General features: G+C 53.0%; 15 protein-coding genes and 2 pseudogenes. 1 reads left to right on the top strand and 16 read right to left on the bottom strand.

Annotated elements, in window-relative coordinates; translation table 11 throughout:
- Positions 1-21: 21 nt before the first annotated feature.
- The 6 genes from NZ653_02280 to NZ653_02255 are packed head-to-tail and all read right to left on the bottom strand — an operon-like array spanning position 22 to position 4,482.
- Entirely contained in the window at positions 22-1,305 is a 1,284-nt protein-coding gene (locus NZ653_02280) for a hypothetical protein (protein ID MCS7285958.1), read from the bottom strand.
- Positions 1,292-1,816 carry a hypothetical protein gene (locus tag NZ653_02275; protein ID MCS7285957.1) on the bottom strand — a complete coding sequence of 175 codons (525 nt, stop codon included), beginning with the start codon at positions 1,814-1,816 and terminating at the stop codon, positions 1,292-1,294. The genes NZ653_02280 and NZ653_02275 overlap by 14 nt, the downstream gene beginning before the upstream one ends.
- A complete protein-coding gene (locus NZ653_02270) occupies positions 1,804-2,337 on the bottom strand; it encodes a sigma-70 family RNA polymerase sigma factor (GenBank protein ID MCS7285956.1) in 534 nt (177 codons plus the stop codon). The genes NZ653_02275 and NZ653_02270 overlap by 13 nt, the downstream gene beginning before the upstream one ends.
- Before the next feature lie 43 nt (positions 2,338-2,380).
- Complete coding sequence (locus tag NZ653_02265; protein MCS7285955.1) at positions 2,381-2,980, bottom strand: guanylate kinase; 600 nt, start codon at positions 2,978-2,980, stop codon at positions 2,381-2,383.
- Between the two features lie 32 nt (positions 2,981-3,012).
- Positions 3,013-4,125, bottom strand: a complete 1,113-nt coding sequence (locus NZ653_02260) for a hypothetical protein (protein ID MCS7285954.1) — start codon at positions 4,123-4,125, stop codon at positions 3,013-3,015.
- Positions 4,126-4,140: 15 nt separating this feature from the next.
- Complete coding sequence (locus NZ653_02255; GenBank protein ID MCS7285953.1) at positions 4,141-4,482, bottom strand: Mth938-like domain-containing protein; 342 nt, start codon at positions 4,480-4,482, stop codon at positions 4,141-4,143.
- 149 nt (positions 4,483-4,631) lie between these two features.
- Between NZ653_02255 and gcvPB the strand changes: the two genes are divergently transcribed.
- Positions 4,632-6,062 carry an aminomethyl-transferring glycine dehydrogenase subunit GcvPB gene (gcvPB, locus tag NZ653_02250; protein MCS7285952.1) on the top strand — a complete coding sequence of 477 codons (1,431 nt, stop codon included), beginning with the start codon at positions 4,632-4,634 and terminating at the stop codon, positions 6,060-6,062.
- Here gcvPB and NZ653_02245 read toward each other — a convergent pair.
- The 10 genes and pseudogenes from NZ653_02245 to NZ653_02200 form a co-directional block, all read right to left on the bottom strand.
- Entirely contained in the window at positions 6,059-6,817 is a 759-nt protein-coding gene (locus NZ653_02245; GenBank protein MCS7285951.1) for a sulfite exporter TauE/SafE family protein, read from the bottom strand. The two genes, gcvPB and NZ653_02245, sit on opposite strands and share 4 nt — an antisense overlap.
- Before the next feature lie 113 nt (positions 6,818-6,930).
- Complete coding sequence (locus tag NZ653_02240; protein ID MCS7285950.1) at positions 6,931-9,171, bottom strand: hypothetical protein; 2,241 nt, start codon at positions 9,169-9,171, stop codon at positions 6,931-6,933.
- Complete coding sequence (locus NZ653_02235) at positions 9,155-9,946, bottom strand: carbon monoxide dehydrogenase accessory protein CooC (protein MCS7285949.1); 792 nt, start codon at positions 9,944-9,946, stop codon at positions 9,155-9,157. Before NZ653_02235 ends, NZ653_02240 begins: the two co-directional genes overlap by 17 nt.
- 9 nt (positions 9,947-9,955) lie before the next feature.
- Positions 9,956-12,940 (bottom strand): hypothetical protein, encoded by a 2,985-nt coding sequence (locus tag NZ653_02230; GenBank protein MCS7285948.1) that lies wholly within the window; start codon positions 12,938-12,940, stop codon positions 9,956-9,958.
- Between the two features lie 27 nt (positions 12,941-12,967).
- A pseudogene (locus NZ653_02225) lies at positions 12,968-13,249 on the bottom strand (hypothetical protein).
- Complete coding sequence (locus tag NZ653_02220; GenBank protein MCS7285947.1) at positions 13,201-13,818, bottom strand: hypothetical protein; 618 nt, start codon at positions 13,816-13,818, stop codon at positions 13,201-13,203. The pseudogene NZ653_02225 and the gene NZ653_02220 overlap by 49 nt, the downstream one beginning before the upstream one ends.
- 11 nt (positions 13,819-13,829) lie before the next feature.
- A pseudogene (locus NZ653_02215) lies at positions 13,830-14,324 on the bottom strand (carboxypeptidase-like regulatory domain-containing protein).
- Between the two features lie 216 nt (positions 14,325-14,540).
- Positions 14,541-15,731: a hypothetical protein gene (locus tag NZ653_02210; GenBank protein MCS7285946.1), complete on the bottom strand. Its 1,191-nt coding sequence runs from the start codon at positions 15,729-15,731 to the stop codon at positions 14,541-14,543.
- Positions 15,728-16,618: a peptidylprolyl isomerase gene (locus tag NZ653_02205; protein MCS7285945.1), complete on the bottom strand. Its 891-nt coding sequence runs from the start codon at positions 16,616-16,618 to the stop codon at positions 15,728-15,730. Before NZ653_02205 ends, NZ653_02210 begins: the two co-directional genes overlap by 4 nt.
- A gap of 198 nt (positions 16,619-16,816) precedes the next feature.
- The gene (locus NZ653_02200; protein ID MCS7285944.1) at positions 16,817-17,794 is read right to left on the bottom strand and encodes a carbohydrate kinase family protein; all 978 of its coding nucleotides are present in this window, start codon (positions 17,792-17,794) and stop codon (positions 16,817-16,819) included.
- Between the last annotated feature and the right edge of the window lie 7 nt (positions 17,795-17,801).

The raw sequence follows: 17,801 nt of genomic DNA, 5'->3' as shown, positions 1-17,801 counted from the left end.
CCCAGCGAAACAATAGGTTTTCTAACCAGCGAGAGAGGGTTTTTCTCTGGCCCATAGCCAGAAAGCTCCAAGGCCCACCAGCGATGCTGCCCAGGCCAGAAGCCTCCCCAGGATAGGGACCGAAGTAATGAGCACCAGAATTACAGCCCCTACGATCAAAGGCCACCACCCACGGCCTGTAACCTGGCTCCTGAAAGCCCGGAAAATCCCCATTCCCAGGGCAAATCCCACCAGAACCCTTGTCAAATAAATCCAGGTCAGCCCCATACCCCAGAGCGCCGCAGCTCCCGCCATAAAACCGGTAAAGAGGGACCAACCGACAAGCTCCCTTATGGTAAGAAGCCCCAAAAGCAGGCTTACTATCACAACCGCAATAACCAATACCAACACTGAAAGCCCGAAAGCTACCAGGGTCACTATGCCCCATCCGAGGCTGGGCAAGGGCTTCGCTCTGATGTTTCCCGCCAGCTGCTGGGTCCAGTTTGGGGCTATAAGGAGCATTAATGTCCCGATGAGGAGAAGGCTCACAAGGTAGCGCAGGCGGTCAAGGCCCCAGTTTATCGCCCTTGCGTGGGTAGGAGGAGCTTCTTTCCTGGGAGGCTCATGCTTCTTGAACTCCACTTTTCCTCCCACTGCACCCGGAGGTATTGAGGCTTCCTCCACAGCTGTGTAGCGCAGATGGCCTTCAATGCGAGCCCCCTCCTGAATGGTGAGCCCCGGAGGAACATGAGGGACAGGGGGAAGGTCTGAATAGAAGGTGAGACCAGGAGGAATTCCTTCCTCAGCTTCACCTACACTTATTTCGGCATCACCTCCTATGCGGCCCGAGAGCTTTATCCCATTGCCACTGAAGCGAAGGTGACGCGCCACATCGCCAGCTACTAAGGCCTGATAGCCCATGAACAGGAAATCCTGGCCAAGACGGCCCGTGAGACTGACACTGAAGCCTGCTCCTATGAAATCACCGCTTGTATCCCCGTCTACAAAAATGGCATACCCTGCCGCTATGATGTCATCCGTGATCTTCCCGTTGACCTCTATAGTTTGACCCGCAGCAAAAAGGTCGCCTTCCACAACCCCTGACTTTTCTATTTTTATTTCCTGGGCAGCAACTATCAGGTCACCCTTGACCACACCCTTTAGGACAAACTCGCGGGCGCCGACAAAGAGATCATCTTCAACAGTCTGCCCCTCCTCAATCACAACCCTTTCCCCTCCTCGCCCTTCAAAGGCGAAGGCGGGGCCAATGCTCATACCGAGGGAAAGGATGACGGCGATTGTGAGCAACACTTTAAGCCATTTCATGTCTTGTCCTCCTCTTGATAAGATTGACAAGAGTTGCCAGAAAAAGCAATAAGGCTGCAACGGGATATAGGGCAAGCCCGGGGATGAGCTGGACTATCCCCAAAATCAGCGCTATTAACTCTGCCCACCGCCAGAACCAGTCCGAAGCTATCTCCAACATGACCTTAACGGCCGGCAGGATGGTCCAGAACCTAAAAGCTGCGCTGGATAGAATGAGTGCCAGGGTTATTCCAGCGAAGGGAATCAACACCAAAGCCACCAGAATCCTGAAGGCTTTCCTTGCCGCCATTTCCCTCCTGACGGCAGCCATCACTCCGGCTTTGAGTTCTGGAGGAGGCTCAACAGCGGGGTAAGATTCTTGCAACAAGGCGTGCACACTTTCAAGGGCTTTCCAGCGGGCGAGGCAATCTCCGCAGCAGGCCAGGTGATGCAGGAGTTCCGTAGCTGGGAACCCTTCTAAAGCCTCCATCATTTTTTCAGCAGCTTCCCGGCAGGATATCAGGGCAGCCACCCTTCCCTCCTGAGCTCATCCGCCAGGCGAAGCCTTGCCCTGTGAAGCCTCGCTTTAACAGCTTCTTCCCCCAATCCCACGATTTCCCCTATCTCGCTGCAGGTAAATCCGTGCCAGTATTTAAGGATCACGATAGCCCTATCCCCTTCCTCAAGTTTATTGAGCAATTCCTGCCATTCTATCCCGGAAGGATTGAAGCTCTGGCTCTTATGCCTGGCCATAAATGAAGCCGCCTTCATCGCCTTCTTCTCCTTTGTCCGCCGGCGCAGACAATCCATGGAAAGATTGTAAACTATAGCCAGGAGCCATCGGATAAAAGGTCTTTTTGAATCGTAAAAGCTGAGGTTTCTGAAAGCCCGGAGGAACGCCTCCTGAGCCACATCCTTGGCATCTTCATGGTCCTGTAGCAAACGGAAAGCCAGATTGTACACGGGTTTTTGGCAAGCTTCCACAATCTCTTCAAAAGCCTCAAATTCCCCTGCAAGAACCCGCTGGATAACAGGGCTCAGATCTTTCTCCATTGGAGCTTCCCCATAGGAATATACGTGCGAGTGGGGGGAAAAGTTACAGGGAGATCCTTCTCGGCTTAGTCCGGCACTTCTCAGCGGTTATTATGGCTATTATATCCTGGACAGCTTCGTCCAAGTGGCCATCGGCGTTGACTACTACGTAATCAAATTCTCCGATGCTCATCATTTCCTCCCTGGCCGTGGCGAGCCTTGTTTTCAATGCCTCTTCCCCTTCTGTGTGGCGCGCCCTCAGCCTTCGGGCCAGTTCCTCTTCCGAAGCGGGAATCAGAAAGATAAAAACAGCATCGGGGATAAGGCGGCGCAGGGTTCTGGCCCCCTGCACATCTACCCTCATTATTACGTCTTTGCCACTCTCCAGAGCCTTCTTCACTTGCTCTTTCGGAACACCATAGCGGTATCCGTAAACCAGAGCATTCTCCAGAAAACCATTTCTCCGGAGAAGGCTTTCAAACTCTTCTTCTGAAACGAAAAAGTAATCCTTGCCGTTCACTTCATCGGGGCGAGGAGGACGCGTTGTCATGGTAACCACGAAATGGAAAGGGAACCCGAGCTCCCTCATCCTCCGGATGACGCTATCCTTCCCGGCTCCCGATGGGCCAGATATTATGACCAAGAGGGGGCTTCCCTGACCCATTTCTTTCCCTCAGGCCTTTTACCGGGGCCAGGCTAATGGACCTTCTCCAGGAGCGTTGAGACGATCTCCAGAGAGGCGCGGGGGTTTGCCAGAAGCCTGGCCTTTGCTTTCATTTCCTCTAAAACCCCCGGATTCTCAAGCCATTCCCTGAGGATCATTACGGCCCTTTCAGGGATGGAGGCGAAGACCCCTATCCCATTTCTTTCCACAAAATCCACGTTGCCCTTTTCCTGGCCGGGGACAAAATCAATGAGCAGGATGGGCACCTCTACTGTCAGGGCTTCGTAGATAGTCCCTGGGCCCGCTTTCGTCAGCACAACATCCGAAGCTTGCATAAGAAGGTGAACAAAATTCACAAAGCCGTAAATCCGGCAGGGTATTCTCCACTTCACTCGTTCCAGCGCCCTGCGTAAACCCGCATTCCTTCCAGTTACGATTAGAAGCTGAGCGGAAAGGGAAGCTTCGTTTATGGCTAAAGCCACAGGGAAAATCTTTCCCATCCCTTCCCCGCCTCCTATCAGGAGCAGAGTGGGAGTATTCTCCTCAAGGCTGAGGGCTCTTCTTACAGCTCTTTTATCCTCAGGGGGACGGAAACGCAGGCTAACTGGGAAACCCTTCAGGTAAATCTTATCGGGATGAATGCCTGCTTTAATGGCCATTTCCCGGGCTTCGGAGGTGGCCACAAAACAGGCGTCAACCCCAGGGTAAAACCAGGCAAAAGGAGTGGTGATCAGGTCAGTAACAACGGTGGCGAAAAAGCCTTTCCATCCCCCTTCCCGAAAGATTTTAACCGGGAGCACATTGGAAAATTGATGCACTGAAATAGCTAAATCTGGCTGATAGTCCTTTATGAGTTTGAGCAGTGCTCCGCGGACTAAAGGGGTAAAGAAGCCAAACGCTAAATTCAGGAACCAAGCCTTCTGGGCGAGGGTCCAGAGGAAAGACCAGAGCCAGGGAGTATAGCTGACCAAAGGACGGTAAGAGCCGCCAGATTTGTTTAAGGGAAAGGGGAGTATAGAGAAAACGTCAATGAAATGGATGCGCCATTTGTCTGGTTCAAGGATTTCAAAGGCCTCTTTCAGAGCTTCGGCAGCACTTCTGTGACCACCTCCTGAATCAGCCATGAAGATAATAGCACTTTTCATAAGTCCTCCGTTTCATCAACAGGTAAGGTGGAGGGCAGCTACCACCTTTTTCCCTTCTTTCAAAAGCTGATTGTATATCTTCCAGGCTTCTCCCGTCCGGTACACCAGCACTTTTATCCCCTTTTCTTCCAGGTAGCGGATGGTTTCGGCTGGGACTTCCATCACCCCTGAATAGCCTGTGCCCACCACCAGGATTTCCGGCTTAGCCTGAACCACATCCCAGAGGTCTACAGGGGAAAGCCTGTGGCCTTCTTCCCTCCACCATTCGGAATCAACGCGATCAGGATAAATGATAACATCAGAAGAATAACTTTTCCCACCGATCACGATGCGGCCGAACTCATAATGCTCAATCATAGCTAAAACCTCCCCCGAAGGTTCTGGATAATTATAAGGCCTAACCGTTGCTTAACGCAAAGTTGCGTTGTTCGTCAACCATCTGCAGCCAATTTGACCCTTTCGCTGCTTTCTGGTAAACTTCTATCAGCAACATCAGGAGGGCAGCCATGGGCGAGCCTTTAATTTTTGAGCTGAGTTCACCCGGCCGAAGGGCCTTTACTCTTCCCGCTTTAGATGTTCCTCCCTCGGATTTACCTGAAGAGTACCTCCGGGACGAACTGCCCTTACCCGAGGTTTCCGAGGTAGATGTAGTGCGCCATTACCTCCGGCTTTCCCAGCTCAATTACGCTGTGGATAAAGGGTTTTACCCCCTCGGTAGCTGTACTATGAAATACAACCCCAAAGTGAATGAGGAAGCTGCTTCCCTGCCAGGTTTCACCCGCATTCACCCCTATCAGGATGAGTCCACAGTCCAGGGCGCTTTGAAGTTAATGTACGAACTCCAGGAATACCTTAAGGAAATCGGGGGCTTTGCTGGTGTTAGCCTTCAGCCTGCAGCCGGAGCTCACGGAGAATTCAGCGGCGTACTGATGATGAGAGCCTACCACTGGGCCAGAGGAGACACAAAACGCCACAAAGTCCTCATCCCCGACTCGGCCCATGGAACAAACCCCGCTTCTTCAGCCATGAGCGGCTGCACTGTGGTGGAGATAAAATCCGACGAAAGAGGAAATATTGACCTGGAAGAGCTCAAGCGCCACTGCGATGATACCCTCATAGGCTTGATGCTCACCAACCCGAACACCCTTGGCCTCTTTGAGGAACAGATTCTGGAGGTGGCCAGAATTGTCCATGAAGCAGGCGGGCTCCTTTACGGAGATGGAGCCAACCTCAACGCCATGTTAGGGATAACGAAGCCCGGAGATCTGGGCTTTGACGTCCTCCACTTTAACCTCCATAAAACTTTTTCCACTCCCCACGGGGGCGGGGGACCTGGAGCTGGCCCTGTGGGGGCTTCGGAGAAACTGGTGGATTTCCTGCCAGGTCCTATCGTGGCTAAGGAAGGAGAAAAATATAAATTTGTCTGGCCTCCCAAATCTATCGGCAGAATCAAAGCCTTTTACGGTAACTTCCTGGTCTTCATCAAGGCATATGTATACATCCGGATGATGGGAGCTGAAGGCCTCAAAGAAGTAGCCGAGAACGCGGTGCTCAACGCTAATTACTTGAGGGTTCGCCTCAAAGAAGTTTACCCACTGCCCTACGACCGCCTCTGCAAACATGAGTTTGTCCTCTCCGGCAAGCTCCCCGATGCGCCCGGTATTAGAACGATAGACATTGCTAAACGGCTTATAGATTACGGCTTCCATCCCCCAACTATTTACTTCCCCCTCATAGTTCCCGAAGCCATAATGATTGAGCCCACCGAAACTGAAAGCAAGGAAACGCTGGATGCTTTTGTGGAAGCCCTCTTTAAGATCGCGCAGGAAGGCAAAGAGAATCCAGAACTTTTACATCAGGCACCCCATACTGCTCCAGTCCGGAGGCTTGACGAGGTAAGAGCAGCCCGCCAGCCCAAACTGCGGTGGACGGGTTAAATTTTGAATAAACCAAAAAGATAAACGACAGAAAATAAAACAACCAGGATAAGGAACCGGCGCACCCAAACGGCACCCCACTCAACACTGAAACGGGTCGCCACCCAGGCCCCTATCATACTTCCCAGCGCCAAGACTAAACCGGATTTCCATTCAACCTGATGGTTTCCGGCAAATATCAGGAGAGCTACGGTGGTATAGATTAGAACGATAGCCATCTTTACCGCATTGGCCCTTACAAGGTCGTAACCCACCCCCAGAACAAGCCCCGCCAGCAGGAAAATGCCCACCCCTGCTTGTATGAAACCTCCATAAACACCTATGGCGAAAAATATAAGGAGCTCTTTCCAGCCGGGGCTCTTTTCCATCTTTTGAACTCTCCCCTTTATCCACTGCTCGGGGTTGAAGATAATGGACCCCAGCATGGCCAGCATCACCAATCCTATAACCTTGCGCATAATATCTTCAGGCACACTGACGGCAATTTGAGCTCCCACAACGGCTCCTAAGGTAGCAGGGAGGCCAAGGTAGAGAGAACCTCTGAGGTCTAAAACCCGCAGCCTCCTGAACTCACCGGAACTGGTGAGGCTCTGTAGAAGGATGGATATCCTGTTGGTGCCATTGGCCACGTTGGCCGGAAGACCCGCCAGCATAAGGGCGGGAAGGGAAACGAGTGAGCCGCTGCCAGCTAAGGTGTTTACAAATCCCGCCACAAAACCTGCTACCATCAGGAGCAAGAAAATGCCGGGGCTCATACCTCCTCCTTAGCTTTATTTTACCTTAACTTCGTTTTCACCGAAAAGCTGAAAGCCTTTGGCTCGTTCTGTGCATGGCCTGCCAAAGTTCTAAGGCAGTAGGCTTTCATGTTTTAATCCTCGGGAGGATACGGAGGGCGCTGGCGGTGGAAGATTTCAGGGTTATGCAAGGCTAAGAAGGCCAGATAGAAGAGGATACCATTCCAGAGATGGGGGATAGCAGTGCGGTTCTGATAGAATTCGCCCTTTCGCAGCGCAATTTCACCGAAGTGGTCGGTGCCTGGCGTCGCTACCCTGTAGGCCAGAAACTCAAGCCCCCTGCGGATCAGGGCCTCGTGCTCGGGGGTGCGGCCGGGAGCAAGAGCTAAAGCGAAAAGTTGCTCAGCCAGGTAGGAGAAACCCGGCCTCTTGCCTTCCACCTTCTCCGTTATCTCCTTTGCCAGCATTTCCATAAGGAGATAGCAACGGTGGTCGCCAGGCCTGAAAAGAGGGGCAGGCCAGAGGGACCAGTGAAGGCCTCGCCAGCCTAAAATCTCCCGGGTGACTTTCCCTTCAAGCTTTCTGAGCATGCTCCGCCTCAAAGCTGAGGCAGCCTTCTCCCACACCAGCGCTTTTTCTTCCTCTCTTACCCAGCGGCGAGCGGCATCGGCTGCGGCCATAAGGGCTGTAAGGGTGGAACTGGCCCCGTGAAAAGTAGCTGAAGGCCTTGAAGAGTCATCCTCAAAAGCCGGGCGAACCCAACCGTTGCGCAAGTCCACGTAATCCATAAGCGCTTCAGCTCCCCTTTTAATGACCTCCCAGGCTTTCTTCTGGTAGCCCTCTTTCCTTTCGTCCGGGACGAAAGCCTCGTGGCGCCAGAGGTTCCAGATAGCCAGGCCCGTTGAATCAATCTCAAAGGGGTGAGGCATTGAACCCGGGGAGCCATCGGCAGAGTAATTGGCTTTGAAGTGACCTTCGGGGCGGTAGAAAGGCCACCTCAAGTTCACCAGCCACATCCACCCAAAAGCCCATTTACCCCGCATCTGGACCTTCATGAGGAAATCCAGGTGGCGGTCTACTCTTTCCGGAAAGCCGGCCACATCCAGGCCCAGGTCAAAGAAAGCGCTATCCCGGGGGAAATCAAAATAGTAGGCAGGCTGGCGTGAGAGGGAAGCCACAATAGCTCCTGAGCTTGCATCCTGGCCCATGAGGAGGGAGAGCACGGAACGCTTTGCCACTCTGAGGATAGTCTTATCCTTCTCCTCAAGCGGCAGAAACACCCTGCGTCCTGTTTCTTTCCAAACTTTTTCCACCCTCTGGATTAAGGCTTCAGTTCCGAGCTCGCGGGCCTGACGTATGAGGGAAACGGCTTCCGTTGCAGTGCTGCCAAGGGCGATGAAAACCACCACAGTGCCGCGCAAATCAGGCAGATCCAGGGAAAGGGCAGCATCCACAGGGCCCCGGAATGCAGGATTCCCCTGGAGCATACCGTCTTCAGCGTCAAGCCTTCCCCCGGGAGGAGCGTCTGGAGGAACCCTCCTGCCAGCTCTATCCGCCCCAATCTGGAAGGAAGAAGGGAGGGAATCAAAACCCCATGCCAGGAAAACTCCCCCTTCAGGGTAAAAGCTATCCAGTTTTTTCGGGCTCCAATCGCCCGATGCCCACCTCTTCTGGCGGGGCTGGAAATGGATTACGATGCCTTCATCCTGATAGTAAACGGCACCAAAGCCCGCTCCTTTGGGATCCCGGGAAGCAAAGAGGCCCTTTACAGGTTTGAGAAAGGGCGCAAAGGTGGAGTGATAGAAAAATCGGTTTGCTCCCTCTACCCTGTGCACCCTGACCAGCAGGTCCCATTCCGGGTCGATCCAATCCATTATCTCCAGGTTAGCGGGGCCTGAAAGGGTTGTGATAAGGATCGCTGAGTCCTCGCTGGCATAGTTGCGCCGTGAACTCCAGACTGGATCGTTAAGCCAGAAAGGCCTGTTAGCTCCGGGGGTGAGGACGCCAGCTCTGGAACCCAGCTCCGGATAAGGCTCCAGTGGCCTGCCGTAGATTTTCCACTCCTCGCAAGGGGCTTCTTCTCCCCAACGAACTTCAGAGGGCCGGGCAACCTCTTCGCGAAGCAAACCCGCAAGGTCCATTAAACTAAAGACTTTATAGGCGGTGAAGTAGCGGAGATGATCGCAGCATGAGAGGGAAGGCCATCTGAGATGGGTTAATTCACCCCAGGGCGATATGCTCACCGAGAGACGCCCATTTGAGAGGGCAGCGATGGCATTGGTGCCCCCTCCAATGGTTTCCGAGAGAAGGTTAGCATGCAGAAGGGGGTCTTCAGGGATTGGAGGAATAGTTTTCAGTTTAATTTTCGCTTGCATGGAAGTTCTCCTCCAGATTTTTTACGATTTCTTCAGCTTCCTTAACCAAGTTCGCATCCAGTTCAAAAACAGGCCTCCCGAGTTTATCAGCCTCCAGAGCCAGGGGACTGTAGGATAGAAATCCCAGGAAGGGGAAGCCCGGGAGATGGGCCTTGAGGAACTCCTTATCTTCCTCACCCTTGATTTTATTTCCCACCACAAAGACCCTTTCCACGCCTATGTCAGCAGCAAGCTTCCGGACGGCATGAGCGGTCTGAAGGCTGCGGAGGCCTGGCTCAACTACGATGATGAAAGCATCAACAGCTCTGGCGGTAGCTCGCCCCAAATGCTCAACCCCGGCTTCCATATCCATGATGAGAACTTCCTGGCGCTGAAGGAGGAGATGAGCCACCAGGTTCTTTAGGAGCACACTCTCCGGACATACACACCCTGAGCCGCCTTTTTCAATGGTGCCCATGACCAGAAGTTTAATTCCCCGATGTTCTACCGCAAACCTGTCGGGGATATCATCCACTTTGGGGTTCATCTTGAAGAAAACGCCATAGGAACCGGGCCTGGCACCAGTGCGCTCTTCAATGAGATCTTCCATCCTGGCTATGGGGGTTAGCTTAGCCACAACTTCCTGGGGGAAACCCAAAGCCACAGCCAGGTTCCCATCCGGGTCGGCGTCCACTGCTATAACCTTAAAGCCTTTGCGAGCGTATATGTAGGCCAGTAGGGCCGCAAGAGTGCTTTTCCCCACACCTCCTTTTCCACTTATAGCTATCTTGGGCATCTGACCTCCTTAAGGCCTGTAGTTTTTGAGGACAAGCGGAAGGTATACCCTGTAAGGAGCCTGATAGTGAAGCACCACCTCTTTCAAAAAGGGCGTCTGGGACCAATGTCGGGTCCAGAAGTTGATTTTATACTGGATATACCTGGCTCTCGGGAAGAAGGAACCATCGGCTGCCCTGATGTTCGCCTGATTTTCCACGTCGTAGATCTTCTGACCGTCAGCCAGAATTCCCAGAAGCCTTATGCGCTGTCCGGGGCCCTTGTATCCCTGCAATGGTGCTCCCGATTCCCTCCCGGTGCAGTCATCAGGGCTGGGTGGATATGGGCATATACGCCCGCATGCTCCCGGGATAGGCTCACCGCACGGGCGACGCTCTAGGCAAACGGGGATTGAGGCACACGGGAAATCCCATGGCACCCAGTTTCTATCCCCCGTAAACACAGCAAGGTCATTGCCAACCCGGGTTTGAATGGTCATGTAAGTATATTCCGGCAGTATACCCGTCCAGGATATGATATACCAAGTTACTGGCTCGCCAGCGTCTATTATAGGGGAAATGTAGGTGCCGGAGGAAGTATAGCCAGGAGATTCAGGCAGATAATCCACGAAGCTAAGGGAAGATGCGGCCACAAACACATCCCTGTTTTCCCGCCACAAGCCTGTCCTGCCCCCGTTCCGGTTATCGTCCCAGGCCAGGTACAATTTACCCCACGGAGTTGAAGGCCATGCGTTAAGGGTAGCAGCGGCTATAGCGGGCCGTCTCTGTTGGGCGTGGGGTGGGTTATCGGGGGTGTATCTGGAGTAGATAGGCAGATTGGCAGCTCGCATCCTGGCTCCACTGTTCAGGTTCCAGTTGAGCCAGCCGTTGCCGGTGTTCCAATCTCGCCACGGAGGAACTGGGCATGTGCTCTTCATAGCCATGAAGATGTCCGTGTTGAAATCGTCGTAATTTCTCCCATCAGCCCAAGCTATGTAAACATCATAGTAGTAATCCCCCTCTTCGGGGCATGAGGGCCGAGCAGCAACCGTGGGCTCGCCTTGCCAGGGTTTACGTCCCTTTAGCCATACTAGTTCATCGCCCCAATTTATTTTTTCATTGGGTTCAAAGGTTAGAACGTAAAACGTAGGATTCTCAGGGGAGGGTTCGTAGTGTATGGGCGCATAGTAAATATCGGGATTATCGGGGCCATTGCGGAAATCCTGCCAAACTACATGCATATCTGCCACTGGTGCAAGCAATTGCACCTCGGCAAGCCCACACGGGGTGCTGACCAATATTTCAACCACTTTATAGCCTTGAGAGATTGCAATATCAACATCTTTTTGCTCAGCACCACTGAGGTCATCATCAACTCTTTTATCCTCGCTGAAGGTATCGCCTCTGTCGGTGGAGAAAGCCATGTAAACGTCATGCATATTTTGTGAAGGGTTATTCCGGTCGTCTTCCCAGGCCACAGCTACAACCCAGAGGATTTTGGTAATAATCCTAACTTCTGCCCGAGGTGGTGGTCCCCAATCACAATAAATAACCTGCACCTCTGAAATCACCTCGGTTTTGAGGACTTCCACCGCAGGCTTTTCCTGGGAGGTGGGACCCGTGGGATCGCTCACCTTTGTTTCAGGTTTCCATAACAGAACCCCGCCAGAGGTTATAGAGCGGGTGAAAAAGATATCAGGGTTGCCATGACGGTGGTCCTCCCACACCAGGTAGAAAATCCCTTCTTCATCCACAGTAAGATCCGGATATTTCTGGTCAGCGGCGGCGGCTATTATGCGTCTGTTCTGCCCCATTGGAGTTAGGGAGGGGGCACTGAAATTGATCTGATACTGCTGGACAAAGACATCATAATCCCCACACCGGTTATCGGCCCAGGCCACTACCACAACTCCATCTTTGCTTATAGCCACCACGGGCGAAAGCTGATTCGCCTGAGCGGTGCCAGATTTTCCGCACTCGCTCAGCAGATCATCGTTCACTTTTATCTCCCCGCTCCAGGTAGCTCCTCCATCCCATGTCCAGCGCATATAAATGTCCCTGTTGTAAATTGGACCATTGCGGCCATCTTCCCAAACCACTACGGCAAAATTGGCTCTGGTTATAATGAACTCCTCCGCAGGCATGCGTGGCGTAGCAACGGAGGCGTTGAGGGCATCGTAATCGGTGTAAACGCCCGTGCCCCGAATGTTAATTTGTGTGTCGGGGTTTATGGCGTTGTAGTCCTTAATGGTGGGGCTGACCACTCCATTTACAAAAGGCGGCTGGCTGTAAAAGGGTGGCTCCCGGAACAAGCCCAGAGTTAAGGTGGCATCTGCACCATCACCTAATACATAAGGTGGCTTTAATGGGTTAACTTCATCGCTTTTCATACTCCAGACCACCAGGGAATTGGCCAGGCCTTTCATGAAATCCTCGTGGCTTGTGTGGACGATGCGGCGGTTTGTGTCCACAAAAACTATATAGCGCCGGCTTATGTTGTTGTCCTCATTCATCTCTATAACTCTATTATCCGTATCCACCTGAGCCCATAATTCGTAGGATTTTGTATCGGTGAAAACCCATTCAGCGGTAAGGACGCAACTTTTCCCTGCTCTAACCTGATACCACTGGACGGGCCAGGGAATACTGTTGACCCGAATGCCACAGGTCTCGGCTGGCACTGTAGCGGAAATTCCAGGCTCCGACTTGATGGGGGGGTGTGGAGGGTCAATGTAAAGGTCAACGTAGAAGTTGTTGCCTGAAGGGACGTCGCCTCCCCTGTTTGTGATAGTCACTTGGATTATGGCCTTTGACCCCACCGTAGGGGTTAAAGGCGTAACGCTGATAGAGCTAACGATGAGGTCAGGCCATCCGCTCTGGGCTGAGATTTCGCCCTCCTCAGGGATTCCTGGAGTAGGGGTGGGGCGAGGGCTCTCTCCCTCGCTTATCCCTCCTATCAGGCTCAATACCAGAAAAATTCCCACTGTAAAAGCTATAACCATTAGCCTTTCTCTCATCCGCCTGTCCTCCGGGATAAAGTAGGACTAAGCCACCCTTCCCCTGAACCAGCGGACGGCTATCAAAAGTAATGCAAGCACCGTTCCCCCTGCCAGGAAAACAAGGCCAGGCCACCCGGTGGCTGCAAGAGAGGACGGAGCTGGGGTGGGTGTTGGCGTAGCAATGGGGAAGAACGCCGGTGTAGGAGTGGGCGAAGGAGTTCTGAGAACCGGGGTGGGAGGTGGCGTGCCGGGGACTGGGGTAAAGGTTGGGGTGTAAATTACCACGGGGGTTGCCCCCGGAGGGATAGGAGTGGGAGTAGGAGCAGGAGGAGTGAAAGGGGGGGAGGACGGGTTGGTGTCGGAGTTGCGGGCCAGGGCACAGGGGTTATTGGACGAAAGGTTGGAGTTGGGGTGGGAGTGGGAGGAGTCGGGGATGGGGTAGGAGTGGGAGTTATAGTAGGGGTCGGAGTTATGGTGGGAGTGGGAGTTGGGGTCGGGACCAGCACCCTGAAGGTGGCGGTGTCGTAGTAGGTGGTGGTATCTACGGTAACTTCAGCCCGGATAGTGTAAACCCCGGGGGTAGCGGTTATGGGGACGGTAAAAGAGGCGGTGAAAAGGCCTACACCATAGGTCCTGGTAGTGGTCACCACCGCTGTATCCCACTTTATGGTTACCACGCTTCCTATGGGGACATAGTAGGTTTCTCCGCTTACCGTAACAAGGGTTCCTGCTACTCCTTCTTCGGGGTTGACGGAGGTTATGAATATACCTGGCTGGGGGGTAGGCGTTGGTCTGGGGGTTGGTTCAGGGGTTTGAGCCGAAGAAGCTCTTGCCAGGAGGAAAGCTATTGCCAGAACGGCAAAAACCAGAGCAATCGGTAAAAGCTTTTTACCCATGTTCAAGCCTCTTAAAATCTCCTGCGCCAGTCGGCCTTGACTTCATGGATGCCGTTTATGCATCCTCCACCTACGTAAACTCCCCAGGGGGCGGAAGCCGGCCGACCGTCTTCTATGACCTGAAGCCACCACCTTCCATCCGGGAGAGCTGAGTGGGGTATATAAAGCGAGTAAATTCCATCGGCATTGGTAGGGCCTGCCATAACCGAACGCCCGGCATCGTCCCAGATTTTAACGTAAATTCCGGCCAGGGGCAAACCGTGAGCTCCCCATATTGTTCCATGGACCCCACGCCAGGAGCAGTTGGTCCTCACTCCCCAGTTTATTGGTTCGTAAGGAGGTGGCGGTACAGGAGTAGGAGTCGGCGCCGGAGGACGTGGGGTCGGGGTGAAGGTTGGAGTAAATGTGGGTGTGGGAGTTGGAGTGTGGGTGGGGGTAGGAGTTGGAGTAGAGGTTGGGGTGGGAGTTGGCGATGGGGTGAAAGTTGGGGTAGGAGTCCAGGTTGGAGGAAAGGTTATTTCCACTATGGGGCTCTCAGGGGTGAGTTTGCCCACCGGCTGGGCCGAAGGGGGAGGAAATGGGTTGATGGGGACATAGGGGTTAAGGAAGATGATGAAATATACACCTCCTACCAGAAAGCTCAGCATCAGAAAGAACAAAGCTAAACCCCTCAGCAAAGCGTCGCTGACTTTCACTTTCCTCAGCATCAGTGCCTCCTTGGCCTATTCTGCACTATGGTAGGCGAAGATCCGTGAATCCTCCAGGAAAACAAGCTGTAAAGACCCCGGTTGTCCCCGGGAGTAGGCTTCTTTCAATTCAACTGCAATCTTTTCCAGGGGAACGTCAGCGTAAAAGCCATTCAGGACGTAATAGGCTTTAAGGGTTGCTATTTCAATCCAGGCTTTCGCCGTTTCCTGAGGCTGGGGGAAAGAGACTGCTTCTTCGGCATACAGGGCGAAAAGCTCTTCGTAGGAGCGGGAAAGTTCCCTCCTTATAGCGCCAGCATTCCTTTCCCATTCGGGCATAAGGCTAACCCCAAACCCTCTTACTGCTATTCGGTATTTTAGGGTAAGCCAGGATATCTTTTCCAGAACCCACCCTGCCTTCTGGGCGAGGGCTCCTTCGGAAGAGATCTTCTCCCGATAGAGGGAAAGCCTGGCATGATCCTCATTTTTAAGGATTTCCCTCAGAGCTTGCGCCTTTTTCTCTCCAGGCGATGAAGCGAAGGAGAGAACGGCAATTTCCCTGTCTTTTGGGTCGTAATACTGAGCCGGCAATAAAGCGAAGTCCTTGATGACCAAGGCTGGCTGTGGGGATTCCGGTGGTACTTCCTCAAGGTTCACCTCTTTTCCCAGCTTCTGGACCAGAGCGAGCCGCTGAGCCTTCTTGAGGTAAGGGCTGAAAGCGATCAGGGCCTCAACCTGGCGCAGCACGAAGAGAGCCTTCTCCTTTTCCCCGAGCCTTTTCAGACCATTTTCAATTGCGATAAGGGCTTCAGCCCGTTCGGAATCGGAGAGGTATGGGCTAAGGGTAGCTATGTTGTAAGCCTGGCCGTAAGAAAGAAGGGCTTTCCGACGCAGCCCCTTTGTGCTGAAGGCATCAGCAAGGTGGATCCACCCTCCAAGTTTTTCCTGATCTTTCAGGGATGTGGAAAAAACCAGAGTTACGTATGCGGTTTCCAGCTCTCCCTCTTCTAGAGCTCTCTGAAGGACCTGAGCATCGCTGTAGCCGGCCAGGGAAAGAAGGGCCAGAGAGGGGTTCACGTCCCTGGGGGAAAAGCTTGTGAGGATATCGCCCTTAGGGTAAAGCTCAAAGGGTCTGTGGGAAAGCCAGAAACGAACCCCCACAAAAAGCACAGCTCCCAGGAGCAGGGCGCCCAAGGCTATGAGGAACCAGCCCCAGAATATCTTCATTTTAAAAACCTTTGGATACGTGCGGAGGCCCTCTCTTTTTCCAGCCATTCCTTGAATTTCCATTCCCTGAAAAGCCTTTTAGCTTCTTCGGAAAGCGGATGAGTAGGATCTCTTTCCAGAACCTGGATTATGTGGTAACCGTAGTAGCTTTTTACTACTCCACTTACCTGTCCGGGAGCTAGAGAGAAAGCCACCTGTTCCAACTCGGGGGGAAGCCCAGAAAGCCCTCTGGGGAAGAACCCCAGGTCGCCTCCTGATTCTCTGGTGAATTCGTCCTGCGAATACTGCCGGGCTAAGGAAGCAAAATCCTCACCATTTTTAATCCTTTTCAGAATTCTTTCAGCCTCTTCCTCGCTGGTCAGGAGGATATGGCGAGCACGGACCTGCTCCATAGTTTGAGGAGGTGGTGGAACAACAGCCTCAAAGAGTTTAAGGCTTAACAGTTGCATTCGGGTCATTTCCCTGAACTCTTCCAGAGTAAGCCCGCTCTCTTCAAGCCATCGGTTAAAATCTTCCTTTCCACCCTCCTGAATAGTTCTCTGAACATGCTCCTCTAACTCTTCAGCGGTTACTTTTATTCCCAATTTTGCCGCCGCCTGTTCCATTATGGCCTGATCTATAAGCCCTTCCAGAATCTGATAGCGCATCTGTTCCACGGTCTGAGGGTCTGGCGTTTCACCGGAGGCCTCCATAGCTTTCTGCAGGAGCATAAGGTGCTTTTCCAGAGTTTTCCGAAATATGGGCTGATCATTAACTAAGGCAACTACATCCTGTGGAAGTGGGGAGGGGGTTGGTGTAGGGAGGGGAAAGGGAGTAGGGATGGGCTCAGGTGCGCAGGCGCTCAGGAAAAGGGCTAAGGTTAAAATAAAAAACCAGACCTTTGCCATGGTTTGGACTCCGTTTCAGGCTTTTTTCAATTATAGCCCCAAGGAGTAGATATTGCAAGACGAAAGAACTCTTGCGCCAGGGGGGTCGCTACCCGAAGGTAAAGGGCAACCTTTTAAATCTGCCAGTGAGAGAATCCGAAACCTCAGGCCTGCGAAAGCTGTGCAATCCGTGGTGCTCCCTTTCAATACCTTCAAGGCTTAAAGGCTCATAAGCCAGTCGAAGATTGCTTCGCCAGCAGAAGGATATGCCCTCAAAAAGCTCTTCGCTTCCTCCGGGCCGGGAAGGCGTTCTCCGGCGCCTGTTACTGTGCATGCCAGGGCCCCTAAAAGGTTACCCATGGCTCCACTTTCCTCCAGGTCCCTGCGGTGGAGCTCTCCAAGGATTACCCCAGCGTTGAAAGCATCCCCTGCTCCTGTTGTATCCACCACCCTCACGGGAAAAGAGCTGATGGCCATTATAGTGCTCTCATCCCCCAAAAGGCAGCCTTTACCTCCCATTTTAATGGCCACTTTTTTTGCGCCGCGCCTTAAGGCATATTCTATAGCCTTTTCAGGGGTCTCCTCACCCGTAAGGGCGTGGGCTTCTTCCTGACTCATAAGCAGGACTCTGAGCCCGGGAAGGGCTTTTTCCACATCCTCACGAGCCTGGAAGGCCGCGCATATGCCCACATCAAGGCTCACGCTTATCCCCCGCTCCATAGCTTCCTTCAGGATTTTGAAGGCGGTTGAACGCTGCGGCTCCTGAAGGAAAGAGTAACCGGAGATATGGACCCAGCCCAATTCCCTGAGGTTTGCGCCTTCCAGGGAGAGTGGTGATAGGTTGACATTAGCCCCCCTATGGCCGAATATGGTCCTTTCCCCATCAGGGGTTACGACGATGAACATTATTCCGGTGGTAAGTTCCGGGTCCCTCTGAACCAGACCCGTATCAACACCAGCGCTTTCCAGAAGGGCGAGGGCGTAATCTCCGAAAGGGTCTTTCCCCACTCGCCCTAAGAGGTAGGTTTTGACCCCAAAACGGGCTAAGACCACAGCAGTATTGGTGGCTGATCCTCCCAGGTGAATTTCCGCCCTATCAGTGACCCCTTCTCTTCCTTTATGGGGGTAAAAGGGGATGGGGGCGATTATGTCAATGTTTATATCTCCTACGGCCAGGACCGCGCCTCTGTTTACCATTGGCTTT

The sequence above is a fragment of the Anaerolineae bacterium genome (assembly GCA_025062375.1).
Lineage (GTDB): Bacteria > Chloroflexota > Anaerolineae > SpSt-600 > SpSt-600 > SpSt-600.
The sequence above is the reverse complement of the archived record's forward strand: the minus strand, read 5'-3'. Positions and strand labels throughout refer to the sequence as shown.

Excerpts from the sequence above, each read along its gene's own strand:
- NZ653_02280 (MCS7285958.1), bottom strand. The coding sequence starts at position 1,305 with ATGAAATGGCTTAAAGTGTTGCTCACAATCGCCGTCATCCTTTCCCTC.
- NZ653_02270 (MCS7285956.1), bottom strand. The coding sequence starts at position 2,337 with ATGGAGAAAGATCTGAGCCCTGTTATCCAGCGGGTTCTTGCAGGGGAA.
- NZ653_02265 (MCS7285955.1), bottom strand. The coding sequence starts at position 2,980 with ATGGGTCAGGGAAGCCCCCTCTTGGTCATAATATCTGGCCCATCGGGA.
- NZ653_02260 (MCS7285954.1), bottom strand. The coding sequence starts at position 4,125 with ATGAAAAGTGCTATTATCTTCATGGCTGATTCAGGAGGTGGTCACAGA.
- NZ653_02255 (MCS7285953.1), bottom strand. The coding sequence starts at position 4,482 with ATGATTGAGCATTATGAGTTCGGCCGCATCGTGATCGGTGGGAAAAGT.
- gcvPB (MCS7285952.1), top strand. The coding sequence starts at position 4,632 with ATGGGCGAGCCTTTAATTTTTGAGCTGAGTTCACCCGGCCGAAGGGCC.
- NZ653_02245 (MCS7285951.1), bottom strand. The coding sequence starts at position 6,817 with ATGAGCCCCGGCATTTTCTTGCTCCTGATGGTAGCAGGTTTTGTGGCG.
- NZ653_02240 (MCS7285950.1), bottom strand. The coding sequence starts at position 9,171 with ATGCAAGCGAAAATTAAACTGAAAACTATTCCTCCAATCCCTGAAGAC.
- NZ653_02235 (MCS7285949.1), bottom strand. The coding sequence starts at position 9,946 with ATGCCCAAGATAGCTATAAGTGGAAAAGGAGGTGTGGGGAAAAGCACT.
- NZ653_02230 (MCS7285948.1), bottom strand. The coding sequence starts at position 12,940 with ATGAGAGAAAGGCTAATGGTTATAGCTTTTACAGTGGGAATTTTTCTG.
- NZ653_02220 (MCS7285947.1), bottom strand. The coding sequence starts at position 13,818 with ATGGGTAAAAAGCTTTTACCGATTGCTCTGGTTTTTGCCGTTCTGGCA.
- NZ653_02210 (MCS7285946.1), bottom strand. The coding sequence starts at position 15,731 with ATGAAGATATTCTGGGGCTGGTTCCTCATAGCCTTGGGCGCCCTGCTC.
- NZ653_02205 (MCS7285945.1), bottom strand. The coding sequence starts at position 16,618 with ATGGCAAAGGTCTGGTTTTTTATTTTAACCTTAGCCCTTTTCCTGAGC.
- NZ653_02200 (MCS7285944.1), bottom strand. The coding sequence starts at position 17,794 with ATGGTAAACAGAGGCGCGGTCCTGGCCGTAGGAGATATAAACATTGAC.